This window comes from Hymenobacter ginkgonis (genome assembly GCF_009755225.1).
In the GTDB taxonomy this organism is placed as follows: Bacteria; Bacteroidota; Bacteroidia; order Cytophagales; family Hymenobacteraceae; genus Hymenobacter; species Hymenobacter ginkgonis.
The window spans coordinates 539,609-555,144 of the sequence record NZ_WQKZ01000001.1; the positions used below are offsets into that span (position 1 = coordinate 539,609).

At 58.7% G+C, this 15,536-nt stretch carries 11 protein-coding genes; 8 read left to right on the top strand and 3 right to left on the bottom strand.

Going from position 1 to position 15,536, the window contains the following annotated elements; all coding sequences use genetic code 11:
- Window positions 1-38: 38 nt before the first annotated feature.
- Window positions 39-551 carry a gluconokinase gene (locus GO988_RS02085; protein WP_157561874.1) on the top strand — a complete coding sequence of 171 codons (513 nt, stop codon included), beginning with the start codon at window positions 39-41 and terminating at the stop codon, window positions 549-551.
- Window positions 552-664: 113 nt separating this feature from the next.
- Here the strand turns inward: GO988_RS02085 and GO988_RS02090 are convergent, their stop codons facing one another.
- Window positions 665-1,525, bottom strand: coding sequence for a hypothetical protein (locus GO988_RS02090; protein ID WP_157561875.1), 861 nt, complete (start codon window positions 1,523-1,525; stop codon window positions 665-667).
- A 211-nt stretch (window positions 1,526-1,736) separates the two neighbouring features.
- Here GO988_RS02090 and GO988_RS02095 point away from each other — a divergent pair, with 211 nt between their 5' ends.
- Entirely contained in the window at window positions 1,737-3,890 is a 2,154-nt protein-coding gene (locus GO988_RS02095; protein WP_157561876.1) for a hypothetical protein, read from the top strand.
- 110 nt (window positions 3,891-4,000) lie between these two features.
- Here GO988_RS02095 and GO988_RS02100 read toward each other — a convergent pair whose 3' ends face one another.
- Together GO988_RS02100 and GO988_RS02105 are read right to left on the bottom strand one after the other, a co-directional pair.
- Complete coding sequence (locus tag GO988_RS02100) at window positions 4,001-4,231, bottom strand: hypothetical protein (protein ID WP_157561877.1); 231 nt, start codon at window positions 4,229-4,231, stop codon at window positions 4,001-4,003.
- A gap of 236 nt (window positions 4,232-4,467) precedes the next feature.
- Window positions 4,468-6,603 (bottom strand): TonB-dependent receptor family protein, encoded by a 2,136-nt coding sequence (locus tag GO988_RS02105; RefSeq protein ID WP_157561878.1) that lies wholly within the window; start codon window positions 6,601-6,603, stop codon window positions 4,468-4,470.
- Window positions 6,604-6,796: 193 nt separating this feature from the next.
- Between GO988_RS02105 and GO988_RS02110 the strand changes: the two genes are divergently transcribed.
- The 6 genes from GO988_RS02110 (at window position 6,797) to GO988_RS02135 (ending at window position 15,525) form a co-directional block, all read left to right on the top strand.
- Window positions 6,797-9,274 (top strand): outer membrane beta-barrel family protein, encoded by a 2,478-nt coding sequence (locus GO988_RS02110; protein ID WP_157561879.1) that lies wholly within the window; start codon window positions 6,797-6,799, stop codon window positions 9,272-9,274.
- A 501-nt stretch (window positions 9,275-9,775) separates the two neighbouring features.
- Window positions 9,776-10,117: a hypothetical protein gene (locus GO988_RS02115; protein ID WP_157561880.1), complete on the top strand. Its 342-nt coding sequence runs from the start codon at window positions 9,776-9,778 to the stop codon at window positions 10,115-10,117.
- 233 nt (window positions 10,118-10,350) lie between these two features.
- The gene (locus tag GO988_RS02120) at window positions 10,351-11,820 is read left to right on the top strand and encodes a CoA-acylating methylmalonate-semialdehyde dehydrogenase (RefSeq protein ID WP_232341333.1); all 1,470 of its coding nucleotides are present in this window, start codon (window positions 10,351-10,353) and stop codon (window positions 11,818-11,820) included.
- 190 nt (window positions 11,821-12,010) lie between these two features.
- On the top strand, window positions 12,011-13,363 hold the full coding sequence (locus GO988_RS02125) for an aminotransferase class III-fold pyridoxal phosphate-dependent enzyme (protein WP_157561881.1): 1,353 nt from the start codon (window positions 12,011-12,013) through the stop codon (window positions 13,361-13,363).
- A 113-nt stretch (window positions 13,364-13,476) separates the two neighbouring features.
- On the top strand, window positions 13,477-14,853 hold the full coding sequence (hydA, locus tag GO988_RS02130; protein WP_157561882.1) for a dihydropyrimidinase: 1,377 nt from the start codon (window positions 13,477-13,479) through the stop codon (window positions 14,851-14,853).
- 237 nt (window positions 14,854-15,090) lie between these two features.
- On the top strand, window positions 15,091-15,525 hold the full coding sequence (locus tag GO988_RS02135; RefSeq protein ID WP_157561883.1) for a nucleoside deaminase: 435 nt from the start codon (window positions 15,091-15,093) through the stop codon (window positions 15,523-15,525).
- The last annotated feature ends 11 nt before the right edge of the window (window positions 15,526-15,536 follow it).

Below are 15,536 nucleotides of genomic sequence, written 5' to 3' on the forward strand. Positions count from 1 at the left end.
CTAGTAGCTCTCAGGTATCAGCCCATTAGCTTAGGAAAATGAACCAACCAATCATCATTGTCATGGGCGTGTCGGGCTGTGGCAAAACCACTGTGGGCGAGCGCTTGGCCAAGCAGATAGGCCGGCCGTTTTACGATGGCGACGACTTTCACTCGGCCGCCAACGTAGCTAAAATGGCTGCCGGCCATCCGCTCACCGATGCCGACCGCCACGATTGGTTGGCTACGCTGGCCACCAAAATTGGGGAGTGGGAGCGCAGCACCGGCGCCGTGCTCGCCTGCTCGGCCCTCAAGGAAGCGTACCGCCAAACGCTGCAAGCCGGCGCCCAAGCGCCCCTGAACTGGGTGTTTTTAGACGGCGACCCCGCGGTACTGCACGCGCGCCTCGAAGGGCGCCACGACCACTACATGAAGGCCAATATGCTTGACTCGCAGCTCGCTACGCTCGAAAGACCCACGTATGGCCTGCGTATTGACATCAACAATGCCATCGAAAACCAAGTAGCGCAGATTGTAGCGCAGTTGCACCTGCCCACCGCTCCGGCCGCGTAGCGGGGGTAGGGCAATGCTTTACAGGCTCATAAACCCCCGAAATAGAGTGGCTGCGTTGGCCTGAGCCCGCAACTTGGCTAAAGCAAGAGTGAGCCAGTGGCGTCGCTACCGCCTTACCAAAAGGAGCGCGTAATGCCCAGCGTGAAATAGAAAAAAGCCGTATCGCTACCCCCTGCCGGTACGTGCAGCGGCACCAGGTAGCTCGGCGTGAAGGCCAGCGCGTAGCGCATTGCCGTGTAGGTGAGCGGCGCCGACAACGTGTAGCCCAGTGTGTTAAAGGCTGGCGAGCTGGGCTCGGCTGTGACGGTAGTGGTGCCGCCGCGCTTGCGGGTTTTTACCTGCGTGGTTTGGGCCAGTGAAGAAGCGTAGAAGTGCTGGCTGCCCGTGCCTAATTCGATAGTAGGCTCCAACGAAAGTGTGTCGTGGGCGAACGCCGGCAGCTGAAAGCGGTGGCTGAGGTCGGCGGTTAGCACTACGTCGTGCGCCTTGCCCACAAATACGTCGGCGCTGAGGCTGGCCGTCACCAGCCCAAAAAATTGCGTAACGCTGGCGCTGAAGTTGTTGTGCAGCGACGATTGCACCAAGGCGCTCTCGCCGTACGAAAACAGGTGCGTGTACTGCACCGTCCAGTACGTGTCCGAATCGCGCACCGATTGCCAGCCCACCATCAGTTCGCCATAATTAATAAAAGGTTCGCCGAGCTTGCGGTAGTTGTACGAATGGTTGAGGTAGAGCGAGCTAAGCAAGCCCTGGGGCGCCTGGTAGGTAAGCGTAGTACCCAGGTAGCCTTGGTCGTCGGCTGGCTCGGGCGCCCGCTGCAAGTAGGTGGTGCGGGTGGCCGAGGCCAGGCCCAGCGTAAGGCGCGGCAGGGGGGTAGGGGCCCGGGCCGAATCGGATGGGACGGGTGCGGCGGTAGCTAGCTGCCCCAGCAGCAGGGCACTCGGCAGCCCACCCCAAAAAGAGCAGCGCATCACAGAAAAAAGGAATAAGAAGAGAACGCGGCTCGAAGGTCGGGTGAAAGGAGGAAGAAATACTACGCTCTGCCCGCGGCAGTAGCTACCCTTGCCAGCCAGCTACTGCGTAGCATGGCCACGGCGGGCTGCCACCGCGGTGTGGCTTTAAAAAAACGTCTCATTTGCACTATAGCTTGCCCCAACTGGCCGCCCTGACGGACCTTTGCCGCCTATGAGAGTATTTTATTGGCGTTACGTAATAGGTATTTTGGCTTGGTGGTTGGGTTGCGCGGCGCCGGCCCGCGCCCAGGCGCCCACTCCCGCGCCGCTGTTGCGCAGCCTCTCGCTCACCTTCGACACAGTGCGCTACAGCCTGGGCGAGCAGATGCTGACCGTGGCCGGCGAGCCGCGCCTCTACTTCTACTACCACAGCGACGACCAGGTGGCCGAGCTGCGCCTGGTGCCGCTGCGGCCGGGGGGTAGGGCGCCGCGCCTGCTGCCCTCGCCCGATTTTGTGGTGCAGGACTCGCTGGTGGCGGGGCCGGGCGGCGAGTACCGGGGCATGCTGCACTTTCGCAACCTCACCGGGACGCCGTTTGTGCGGCTGGCTTTTGCGCCGGCCACCGATTCGGCGGGCCGCCCGGCACGGGCCCAGCAAATCGTGAGTTTGCTACCCCTCACCAATACCACGCTCGACGTGCGCCTGACTAGCTCCGAGCTCTTTATTGGCGAAGAGAAGGTGCTTGAAATCAGCACAAACAACCTGGCCAACGTGCGCGTCAGCAACGAATGGACTAAAAACCAGGACATCGACTACAAGCTGACCCGCGAGAAAAACGGCCTTTTTCTGCACCTTGTGCCCAATACGCTGGGGCCGCACACCGTGCTGGTGCGCGCCCAAAGCGAGCGCCCACACCTCGACGGCGCGGGCCACCTCAGCTATTTGCTACCCCCCCTGCGCCTCGATTTTACGGTGAAGGCCAGCCGCCTGCGCTTCCTCACCGCCGACCGCAAAGACGTAACCTACGACGAGGCCGGCCGCAGCCAGGGCACCGAGTTTGTGCTCGACGACGGCCACAACTTCGACCTGCGCCACACCTACCGCATGGAGGCCCAGCAGGAGCCCGGCGGTGCGCTCATTGCCGAGCTCTTTACGCGCAGTTATTTGTCTAACGACCGCGTGCTGTGCCAGTTGCGGGTGTATAATACGCACCGCCAAGCCGATGGCTACCTCTATATTAAGGATGGCGACCTGGCTAAGTACATCACCAATTTTGACATTACGCCCCGGCCGCGCATTGCAGCCATCAGCGTGCTGCACCGCGGCGGCGACTGGTCGAGCAACACCACTATCAGCCCCGGCGAAACGGTGGACGTGCGCCTCGAAGGCGAGTCGCTGCTGAAGGGCCGCTACCACTTCGACGGCGGCAACATCATTCCCTCCGATTCCTCCACGCGCTCCGAAAAAGCCCTCATCTACCGCGTGCAGGTGCCGCTAAGCAGCGTGCGCAAGCGCGTAGTAGTGTTTGATGGCAGTACGGCTACCGATTTTGGCCTGAACGTGAAAGAGGCCCAGCGGCCCCACCCGCTCAATTTTGTGCAGGTGAACTACGGCGATGGGCCGCACCCCGCCACCCAGCTCAACGGGCCGGTACTTTACGACAAGACCATCCCCGACGTAGTTTTTAGCTTCAATACCAACGCCATCGACGAGGCGGGCAACCTCTACGGCCGCCAATATTTGAGCATGGACGTGCGCACGGTGGACGACAAGGGCAACCTCATCGACCAGCGCACCGTGGACCAACTCGTTGTCTGCCCCGGCGAGTCGTCGCCGCGCTACGCCTACTACCAAGGCAACGACTGCCAGGTGGGCAATTTCAGCCTCAATAGCCTGCTGGGCCGCAAAACCTACGACCTCGACGCCTGGTACCGCATCATTATCACCGTGCGCAACGATGCCCGGCAGTACAGCACCAAAGGCTACTCGCAGCAGATAGAGTTGGTATTGCGCCGCCACGTCAACTTCGATATCAGCGTGAGTTTTCCAGCGGGCTTGCTCACTAAATACGCCGGCGAATCCACGTACAACAGTTTTGGCGGCATCAGCCTGGCCACGTTGGCGCAGCTCAGTTTCTACGCCCCCGACCGCATTAACCGCCTGCGGCCCTACCGCATTGGCGCGGGCTTCGTGGCGCTCAACGCCTTCAACCTGTCTAATAACGCCGACGTGCAACGCGACCTCGGCATTGTGGTGCTGGGCTCGGTGGTGCCGGTGCGCACGGGAGCGCGGCTCACATTTCCCCTCTACTTGGGCGGGGGCTACCTGCTCACCAAGGGTACGCCGTTTTTGCTGTTTGGGCCGGGCATTGGCGTTACGCTGTAGGGATACCTGCTTGTCAGTAGACAAGGTTAAGCCACCAAAAGGGGGTAGCAACTTGGCGTTGCTACCCCCTTTTGGTGGCTTAACGAAGAAAATTTTGTTAGCCAGAGCGGCTATTTTTTGGGGCTGCTGGCGGCGGGGGTAGTAGGCGCTACCAAGATTTTGCCTTTGGGGTCGGGCCCGCTGTTGTGGCCTTGCCCACCCGAGCGAATAATGACGTTTTTGTCGGTCTTAGGAGCGCTGGTAGAGCGCTTAAGGGGGGTAGTTGTGCTGCCGGGGGCCTGAGCCGCCGCCGTGCCAAAAGTACCCGCTAGAATAGCCACGAAGAACAAAGTAAGTTTCATATAGAAAAGGGAGAGGGTGGGAAAATACAGGCCTAAAAGCAACCTAAGCCGTCGTACGGCGAACGAGTAGCTGCCGTTGATACGCGCCCCGTTCCCCAGAAGGTTGGAGGGCGTTTTAGCTCGGCAGTTAGTTGCAGCTAATAAAGAATTGGTAAAATAGATAGCTGTTTTGCCGCTTCCTTTTATGGCTGCGCAATCGGTTTTTTTTATTTAAAGCTAGCGGTATCCTACCCCCGCTACCAGCGCCAGCCCACCGAAGCCCCGCCGTAGTAATTGCGGCCCGGCGCGGGCTGGAAGTAGCGCCCGCCGAAGGCATTGAGGTCGTTGCCCAAGCTATAGCGGCGGTCACCCACGTTATCGACGCCCGCGTAGAGGTCCATTTCCAGCTTGCTGAAAAGCGTACGTCGCCAGCCGGCGCGGCCGCCAAAAATCCAGTAGCCGGCCGCGTAGTCGGTGTTGGCATCGTTGAGGGGTAGGGCCGACTGGTGGCTGACCGTAGGGCTGAAATAGAAGCCCAGCTCCTGGCTGAAATCGAGGCCAGCGCTGAGGGTGTGGGGCGCCGTGCCGGTGAGCTTGTTGCCGCCAAAACTCTGGCCCGTAGCCGATTCGTAGCTGCCGAAACGAAAGTGATTGTAGGCATAGCTGCCCCAGGCGCGCAAGCTGGTGCTGGTGGGCTGCCCGTCGTTGGTGTTGCGGCTGGCGCGCACGGGGCGCCAGAGGTAGCCGCTGGCGGCCACCTCCACGCCGCGTTGGTGGGTGTTGCCCGAGTTGGCAAACAGCTGCGTACCCAGCGCATCCGAGCGCGACACGATGGTGTTGCGCAGCTCAAAATCGAACAGGGCCACGTCAAACGTCAGCCGCTCGTGCAGCAGCGTGCCGCGGCTGCCCACCTCGTAGCTAGTGCCGCGCTCGGCCTGTAAGTCGCGGTTGATGCTGCCATCGGAGGGCCGCAATTCGGCCTCGGTGGGCGGCGAAAAGCCGGTGCTCACGCTGGCGTAGGCCGAAACCTGGCTGGTAATTTCCTTGAGCAGCGCCACGCGGGGCGACACATTGGGCTGAAAATTCTGCGTTACCACGTAGCCATCGGGGTTGGTAGCGGCGCTTGACACGCGGGCAATCTGGTAGCGCAGGCGGTTGTAGCTGGCGCCGGCCGTGAGCAGAAAGCCGGCCGGCAGCTCGTAGTCGGCCTGCGCAAATACGAAGCCCGTGCGGGTTGTTATTTCGTCGTCGTAGCGCAAGGGGCCGGGCGCGCCAGCCAGGTTCTGGTAGCTGCGCGAGTCCAGAAACGACGCCTGAAACTCGCCGCCGCCCTGCACCCGCAGCACCCGGCCAGCCAGCGCGCCGCGGTAGTTCAGCACTGCCCTACCCCCCCCGCCAAGGTTGGCGTCGCGCTCAAAGTCAACTAAATACGGCGTCTGAATGTGGCTGGCCCGGCCAAACAGCGTGGCTAATGTGCTCCATTTATCCGAAAACCGGTACTCGTGCGTAATGCCTAGCAAGCCCGTTTGCGAGGCGTAAGCGCCCTTTTGCACCACTGTGCCCGGGGCTGCTGCCGTGCCCGGCCGCGCCTGGCGTGGGTCTTGCTCGTACTGCGCCCGAGTAAGGCCGCCGGGCAGCTGGTAGTCGATGTCGGTATAGAGCGCATGCACCGCCAGTGTTTGCTTGGCCGAGGGTGCGGTTTCGCCATCCAGGGCCAGCACGTCGCGGCGCAGGGCGCTGTTCTGGCGGTAGCCACTTAGCTGCTGGTGCGCGTACTGGGCCCGAAAATAATTGGTGCCCTTGCCCGCCACTTCGGCCGCCGCCGTAAAGCGCCGCAGCCCATACGAGCCCACCGAGTAGCCCAACTGCGCCCGGCTTTGGCCGGGCAGCGGGCGTCGGTTTTCGAGGCGCACCACGCCCCCCGTGCCGGCGCCGTATACGCTGCCCGCTGGCCCTTTCAGCACTTCTATTCTGCCAAGCTGCGCGGGGTCGAGCAGGTTGAGGGGGGTAGTGCCGTTGGCCTCCGTATACGGAATGTCGAAGTAATACAGCTTCACGTTGCGCACCCCAAACGGCGAGCGCAACGTGCTGCCCCGCACGCTGATGCGGTAGCTGGCCGTGGCTCGCTCCTCAAGCCGCACGCCGGGCAGGGTATTCACTGCCGAAGCCAGTGAGTTCTCATTAAAGCGCTGGATAACAGTATTATCAATAACGCCCACACCAGCCGCTGTGCGCCGCAAGGGCAGCCGCTGCCCATAGCCTACCACGGTGGCAGAGGGCAAGGCGCGGGCATTAATCGTGTCGGGGGGGGTAGGGGAGGTGGCCGACGCCTGGGCTGCCAGGCGCAGCGCCGGCAAACTTAGGAGGCCCGCCAGCAGGTAGCGATGCAACATAAATACAAAACAAGGTTGTTGCACCAAACGGCTGGGCGAGCCGGAAGTTTGAGAATTTCTTGTGGGAGCGCGCTACGCCTGGTGTGTAAGCGGGTGCAGGGTCTACGCCCGTCTTGGAACAAAACCCTTCTAGTACGCTACCAGAATCCCCACAGAATCGGCCGGTAGCTTTACCCGCTGATTCTGATGCTGTATGTTTAATGTTAGAAAAGCGGGCGGTTTGCTGCCGATGCTGCTGCTAGCCGCCTTGCCCCGGCTAGCTCAGGCCCAAACCGGCGCCGTGCGCGGTACGCTGCTCGATGCGGCTACCGGCCAGCCAATACCTTTCGCCTCCGTGGTGCTGCTGCACCTCCCCGATTCGACGCTGGTGGCCGATGCCCAGACCACCGAAGCGGGCGCATTCGGCCTCTCCGCGCTGAAGCTGGGCACCTACGTACTGCGCGCCAATGTGCTGGGCTACCGCCCCGGCCGGCGCGTGCTTAGCCTGAGCAGCGCCGCGCCGCTGGCCCAGCTGGGTACGTTGCGCCTACGCTCAGCGGCCACCCAACTGGCTGACGTAGTGATACAAGGCGAGCGCCCCACCGTAGCGGCCGACCTCGACAAGCGCGTGGTGAATGTAGCGAAAGACCTGACCGCCGTGGGCGGCACCGCCACCGATGTGCTCCAAAATGTGCCCTCGGTAGCTGTAGACCAGAACGGCGCCGTGACGCTGCGCGGGGCGAGCGGCGTCACCATCTTCATCGACGGTAAGCCCAGCGGCGCGGCGGGTGGCGGCAACGGCACTAGCCTCGACCAAATTCCGGCCAGCAGCATCGACCGCATTGAGGTGATTACCAACCCTTCGGCGCGTTACGATGCGGCCGGCGCGGGCGGCATCATCAATATTATTCTTAAGAAGAACCAGCGCGATGGCCTCAACGGCGTGGCGTCGGTGGGGGCTGGTACCCGCGATAAGTATACGAGTTCGCTCACCCTCAACTACCGCAAGGGCAAGCTGAATGCATTTGGCTCGTACGACTTTCGGCGCGACCAGCGCTTTACTACCGGCAGCCTCGACCAAACGACGGTGGCGCCCGTACTCGACCCGGCTACCGGGCAACCTACGGCCACGCCGCACACGCTTTTTCTGCACCAAGACCGCAACGGCCAAACTTACCTTACTTCGCACGCCGTGCGCCTGGGCCTCGAATACAGCCTGCCCGCCGACCAAACCCTTACCCTGGCTGTGCAGCCGCGCTTCAACCAAAATGCGGCGGATGAAACGCTGCACTCGCGCCAAAACGACCGCACGCTGGGCCAACCCGTGTACGTGGGCACTAGCGACCGCCAGAATGCTACCACCGGCCACAGCAACTCGGCTGATATTACGCTCGACTACCGCCGCATTTGGCCCGCCCGGCCCGGCAGCGAGCTAACCGCCAGCGCAGTATACACGCCCTTGCGCGGCGCTACTGCCATTGCTTCTGGTCTGCAATATTTGGGCGATGGCGCCTTGGCTACGCAACAGCAAAACTTTACGACGCGCCTCAACCAGGGCGCAGCGCAGGTTGATTTTACGCAGCCGCTGGGCGAAAAAGGTCGCCTTGAAACGGGCGCCAAGAGTACTTGGCGCAGCTACGATAATACGTACGATTTTGCGAGTAGCCTGCCGGTTTTATACCAACAGTCTATTTTTTTATACCAAGAGTATATTCAGGCGGCCTACGCTAGCCTGGGCGGTGAGCACGGCAAACTGCACTACCAAGGCGGGTTACGTCTTGAGCAGACAAATACGCACGGCCAGCAAGTTACTACCAGCGAGGAATTTCGGCGCAGCTACCTGAATTTATTTCCGAGTGCCACGCTGGCTTATGAACTGCCGCGCGACCAGCGCGCCCAACTTAGCTACTCGCGCCGGGTGCAGCGCCCCGACCAGGGTGAGCTGAACCCTTTTACGGACCGCTCCGACCCGCTCAATTTCAACACGGGCAATCCCGCGCTGCTGCCCGAATACATCGACCTCGTAGAACTAGGCCACCAAAAGTCGTTCGGCAACAAGGCCTCGCTGAGTACTACGGTGTTTTACAGCGTCGAGAGCCAGACTATCAAGCCTTTCCGCCAGATTGTCACCGACCCGCTTACCGGCAACCAGGTCACGAGTACCAGCCGCATCAACCTGGGCGACGAGATAAACTACGGCTTGGAGCTAGTAGGCTCTTTCCCGCTGGCCTCGTTTTGGAAGGTGAATGGCACGGCTTCGGCGTTCCGGCGCATCATCCAGGGCAGCGTGGCCAGCAGCGACATCACAAATAGCAACTTCGTGTACACAAGCCGACTAAACACGACGATTACGCCGCTCAAAAAGCTTGACTTGCAGGTGTCGCTCAACTATCGCTCGCCGGTAGTAACGGCCCAGGGTCGCCGCCAAACGTCGTTCAACGTCGATGCGGCCGCCAAGTATACGTTCCTGCCCCAAGACCGGGGTAGCCTCACGCTGCGGGTTTCAGACGTGTTTAATACGCTGCGCTTCAACTTCAATGCCTACGGCAACGGGCTCGACGCCGTGAGTTACAATAAGCGCGAGTCGCGGGTAGGCTTCCTCAGTTTCAGCTACCGTTTTGGCCGCGACGGCGAAGCCGCCAAGCCGCGCCGCAAAGAGGAAAAAGAGGACAATGGCGGTGGCTTCGAGTAGAAAGCAGGGGTAGGGGATAGGCTAGCCTAGCGCATGTTGGGCTACCTCTTCCAATTTTGCCACCATTGCTAGACGGAAATAAATCCGCTTTCTATCAGCCGCCCAGCTGCTCAGCCCACTAAAAAAAGAGACGCACTAGCTTGCGTCTCTTTTAGCATTTGGCCCTACCCCCTAGTAAGCTATGTAGCTGCTGCAATTGCAGGTATAGTGGTGCCATGCTGTAGCAGTGAAACTGGCTTGGGAGCTACGTAAAAGCTAGCACCTGATTATACGCTCAGCAAAAGGTAGCCGCACCGCAAGAGCATTATTTAGAAATTATCTAAATAATGCTCTTGCGGTGCGGCTACCTTTTGATATCTTTGCATCTGTTTAGAATAAATCTAAATAAAGCTACTGTTGGCGTTGCGTAGTAAGGCAACGCTTCTGGGGCCTTCTCTAAGCTTACTGCGATAAGAAGCCAACAGTATTCTTGTCATCTTTCATTAAACCAGCGTAGTAGCGATGTCGCGTTGCCTCCACCACAATACCTTGGGTTGCATTGCGCAATGCCCAGGCCAGTGCTGCCTGCACCTATACTTTGGTAACGTGGGCCTGCGCCTGCTACCCCACGAACTGCAGCAGTGGCGCGGCATCGTAGCCGAGCGATGTGCCTACCACGCCGTATCCGTAGTCGATGCAACGGCGCGGTGCCTCAGCCTACCTGGCCCGGTAGCTAATCAAGTGTTCTTGTTTTCGCTAGAGGAACTGTTTTTACTGCACGATTTGCTGGTTAGTGCCGCGCTAATACTGGAAGTAGAAAGCATTTTGGCTCAGCCTAGCAACTGGCAGTCCGGGGCGCAGTAGCGTCCCTTATGCACTATTACTAGTAGTGATTGGGCCGGCGTTTCCTACCCTAGGAAGCGCCGGCCCACCTATTTTTAAGCAGAATCGCCTAGCTATTAAAATAGCTTTTCGCCTTTGCCAAGCCCTTTGTTTTATGGGAGAGCCTTAGTAGCGAAGGCCAAAATAAAAATTATAGGATTGGCGAAATATCCCGCAAAACTCTTAGCTTGCGCCCCGCTTAATCCTCTGATAACATGGAAGTCCAAACGTTGAAGTATCCGGCCATTCGCAACTACGTTGCTGGCCAAGGGGTGGACAGCTCGGCCGCGACGCTCGATGTGATGAGCCCCTTGAGCGGCCAGCTTATTTCGACTGTACCACTGAGCAGCGCTGCGGCCCTCGACGAAGCCGTGCAGGCTGCCAAGGTCGCCTTCCCTTCGTGGTCAGCCATGCCGATTAAGGAGCGCGTGCAGATTTTTTACCGTTACAAAACCCTGCTGGAGCGCGACATGAAAGCGCTGGCCGACCTCGTGCGCGAAGAAAACGGCAAGACGTACGACGAGGCCCGCGCCGAGGTAGAAAAAGCTATCGAACTAACAGAATTTGCCTGCTCCATGCCCCAGCTTATCCAAGGCGAGTTCTTGGAGGTGAGCAAGGGGGTAGAGGCCCGCGCCGAACGCAAGCCGCTGGGCGTGGTGGCGAGCATTGCCCCCTTCAACTTCCCGAACATGGTGCCGCATTGGACCATCCCGAACGCCCTCGTGCTCGGCAACACCATGATTTTGAAGCCTTCGGAGCAAGTGCCGCTGAGCGCCGTGAAAATTGCCGAACTGCTGAAAGAAGCTGGCCTGCCCGACGGCGTGCTGAACATTGTGAATGGCGACCGAGAAATCGTAGAAGCCATCTGCGACCACCCTGCTATTCAAGCTGTATCCTTCGTGGGCTCGACCAAAATCGCCAAGGTGGTTTACATCCGCGCAACCAGCAACCTCAAGCGCTGCGTAGCCCTCGGTGGCGCCAAAAACCACCTGATGGTGCTGCCCGACGCCCATCCGGAGATGACAGCCTCCAACGTGGCCGCTTCTATGTCGGGCTGTGCGGGGCAGCGCTGCATGGCTGGCTCTACCATGGTCGGCGTGGGCGCCGTCGATGGCATTGTGGCCAAAATCGTGGAGGAAGCCCGCAAAATTATCCCCGGCCAAAACCTTGGTTCTGTTATCAGCAAAGAAGCCAAAGCGCGCATCGAACAGCACATTACGGAGGCCGAAGCTGCCGGGGCTAAAGTCTTGCTCGATGGTCGCAATGCCGTAGTGCCCGGCCACGAAGAGGGCTACTACGTGGGTGCCACTGTCATCGACTACGTGACGCCTGACATGCGCATTGCCCAGGAGGAAGTCTTTGGTCCGGTGCTCGCCATCATGCGCACCAACACCCTGGATGAGGCGCTGGCTATCGAAAACGCCAACCCGTATGGCAATGCTGCCGCCGTTTTTACGGCCAGCGGCAGCAGCGCCCGCTACGTTATGGACCACGCCAACGCCGGCATGATTGGCATCAACATCGGCGTGCCCGTGCCCCGCGAGCCCTTCTCGTTTGGGGGTTGGAACGAGTCAAAATTTGGCGCCTGCGACATCACCGGCAAAAGCTCCATCGAGTTCTGGACGCAACTAAAGAAAACCACGACGAAGTGGAATCCGGAGTCGCGGGTAAACTGGATGAGTTAAAATAGGTGGACACTTAGCCAAAAAGACTTCTACACATATAAGGCACGTCCTGCTGCGCTTGTCGAAGCATCTCTACCGCTTCGTTAGGTCAGAATTATTTATGTAGACCGGAAGCACTATTAAGTGCTGTTTTTGCTAGTAGGAAGAAGGGTAATTAACCAGCGCTGATAAACGATTTAAACTACCTGCCATGCAACCTACCCTCGACACCGACCAGGAGCAAATTCTCCGCGACAACCTAGACCACACCCTCTTCTCGTGGTCGAAGCAAGCGGGCCTGAACCCCATCAGTGCTGAGCGGGCCGAGGGTGTATACCTCTGGGACCGCGATGGCAAGCGCTATATTGACTTCTCGTCGCAACTCATGAATGTGAATATCGGCCACGGCGACCAGCGCGTGACCGAAGCCGTGGCCGCCCAAATGCGCGAGCTGAGCTACGTCTACCCCGGCATGATAACCAAGGCGCGCGGCGACCTGGGTCGCAAGCTCAACGACATAACCCCGGCTAACCTCACGAAGGCTTTTTTTACGCTGGGTGGTGCCGAGGCCATCGAAAACGCCGTGAAGCTGGCCCGCATTTATACTGGCCGGCATAAGATTGTCTCGCTCTATCTATCGTTTCACGGTGCCAGCTACGGGGCCATTAGCGTGGGCGGCGACCCTCGCAAATTTGCCGTCGATAGCCAGGCCATGCCCGGCACGGTGCACGTCGAAAACCCCTACGCCTACCGTTGCCCCTGGCACAGTACTACCCCCGAAGAATGCGCCCAGCGGGCCGCCGATGCCATGGAGCGCATCATCGGCTACGAAAACCCGGGCAGCGTGGCCGCCATTATTTTGGAAGGTGAATCGGGTACTTCGGGCTGCATCAAGTACCCGCCCGGCTACTGGAAGCGCGTGCGCGAAATCTGCGATAAAAACGGCATCCTGCTCATCGCCGACGAAGTAATGAGCGGCTTTGGGCGCACCGGCAAGTGGTTTGGCTCCGACCATCACGGCGTAAAAGTCGATATCATGTGCATGGCCAAAGGCATTACGGCCGGCTACCTGCCGCTGGGTGCGGTCATGGTCGATGAGGCTATCTCTAAATCGTTTGATAACAAGCCTTTGCCGCTTGGCCTCACGTATTCGGCGCACCCCGTGTCGTGCGCTGCCGCAGTGGCCGTGCTCGATATTTACGAAGAAGACAACCTGCTCGAAAACACCGTCGAGATGGGCCGCTACCTCGACCAGCGCGTGGCCGAGATGATGACGCGGCACCCCAGCATCGGCGACTGGCGCAACACCGGCCTTTTTGGCTGCCTCGAACTCGTAAAAAACCGCGCAACCAAAGAGCCCCTGGCGCCTTGGAATGCTACCCCCGACCAAATGGGCGTGATGAACCAAGTAATGGCCAAAATCAAGGAGTTAGGTATGTACACCTTCGTGCGTTGGAATTACATTTTCATCTGCCCGCCGCTGAGCATTACCAGAGATGAGCTAGACGAAGGTTTGGCCATTATCGCCGAGGCGCTCAAAATCGCCGATGCGGCTACGCATTAGCCTACCCCCTCTGCGGCCAAGAAGCCGAATGCGGAACGTAGAAGCCTTACTGTTTCAATAAAAAATGCCTGGCTGCCTTTCTTAAGAGCAAGGGGGTAGGGGCCCATTAATTTATGTCTGTACTTCTGCAAACCGGCCGCGTCGTCACGGCCGACTCCGACAGTATTTGCGATATTTTAGTAGAAGGCGAAACCATCGTGGGGCTCGGCCGTGGCCTACCCCAGCCGGCCGGCGCGCAGGTTATTGATTGCACCGGCAAGCTTATCGTGCCCGGTGGTATCGACCCGCACGTGCATTTGTCGATGCCCTTTATGGGTACTTTTAGCAGCGACGACTACGAGACTGGTACCCGCGCCGCGCTGCACGGCGGCACCACCACGGTTATCGATTTTATCTTGCAAAAGCAGGGTGGTTCGCTGCGCTCGGCATTTGAGGAGTGGAGCGGGCGCGCCACCGGAAACGCCCTAGGTGACTATTCTTTCCACATGGCCGTCACCGACTTTAATCCTGATACCAAAGAGGAAATTCAGGAAATGATTGCCGAAGGCATCACGTCCTTCAAAACCTTCATGGCTTACAAAGGCGCGCTCATGATTGACGACGCGCAGCTGGTGGGCTTAATGCAGGAAGTCAGGAAATATGGCGGCCTCGTAACCGTCCATGCCACCAACGGCGATATGATTGATACGCTCGTGGCCCAGCACCGGGCGCAGGGCCAGCTCGCCCCGCTCTACCACTACCGTTCGCAGCCCGAAGTGACGGAGGCCGAGGCCTCGGGCCGCTTCGCCGATATTGCTAACTACACGGGTGTCAATGCCTATATCGTGCACCTCACGTGCGAAGGCGCGCTAAACCAAGTGCGCCGCGCTACCCAGCGCAATCAGCGCGTATTAGTCGAAACGTGCATTCAATACCTGTTGCTTGATGCCTCGCTTTACGAAAACGAGGCCGAAGGCGCTAAGTGGGTAATGTCGCCGCCGCTACGCGAAAAGAAAGACCAGGCTACCCTCTGGGCGGGCCTCAACCAGGGCCTCGTGCAAGTAGTCGGCACTGACCATTGCCCCTTTATGTGGGAACAGAAATTATTGGGTAAAGACGACTTTGCCAAGATTCCAAACGGCCATCCTGCTGTGGAGCACCGCATGGAATTATTGTTTTCGGAGGGTGTAAATAAGGGGCGAATTACACCACAAAAATTCGTGGAAGTCACTTCTACAAATGCCGCCAAAATATTCGGTATGTTCCCGCGCAAAGGCACCATTAGCATTGGCGCCGACGCCGACCTGGTAATTTTTGACCCGCAAAAAAAGCATGCCATTTCGGCCGAAACCCATCACATGAATTGCGATTATTCAGCCTACGAAGGCTGGGAATTGACCGGCAAAATTGACACGGTATTATTGCGCGGCCAAGTAGCAGTAGATGCTGGTGAAACGAAAGTGGCCAAAGGATACGGGCGGTTTATTAAGCGCGATAAACCGGTTTTCTAATTGCCTATACTTACTGCCTAGAAAGCGATGAACAGGGCATTTCGTAGCGTTGAACTACTGGAGCCCTACCCCCATCCTATAGGCTAAGCTGCTTCAAAAATTTAGCAGAGAAGTGACGCGTAAGCGGTGTAACGTTGATTTTGAGTTACCTAATACTTCACCAAAAACACCTGCCAGCCTAATTTCTCTTTAACTTGAAAGCGGGTAGCTTTAACCCACTTTTATAACTTGTTTAGTATGGATGAATTTATGCAAGCGGCCATCGACGAAGCGCGTTTAGGGCGTTCGCAAGGTGGCATTCCGATTGGCTCAGTATTGGTGCGCGCTGGTAAACTGGTGGCCCGGGGCCACAACAAGCGCGTGCAGGAAGACTCAGCCATCAAGCACGGCGAAATGGATTGCCTAACTAATGCTGGTCGGCAAAAAACTTATCGTGATACGGTGATTTACAGTACGTTGATGCCGTGTTACATGTGTGCTGGCACCATCGTGCAATTCAAGATTCCGAAAGTCATTGTGGGCGAATCGCGCACCTTCGACGGAGCCCGCGAATTTATGGAAAGCCACGGGGTCGAAGTAATTGACCTCGATTTAGCGGAGTGCGTGGATATGATGAATGAATTTATCGAAGCCGAGCCAACGCTCTGGAACGAGGATATTATGGAAGAATAACCGGCATTGGC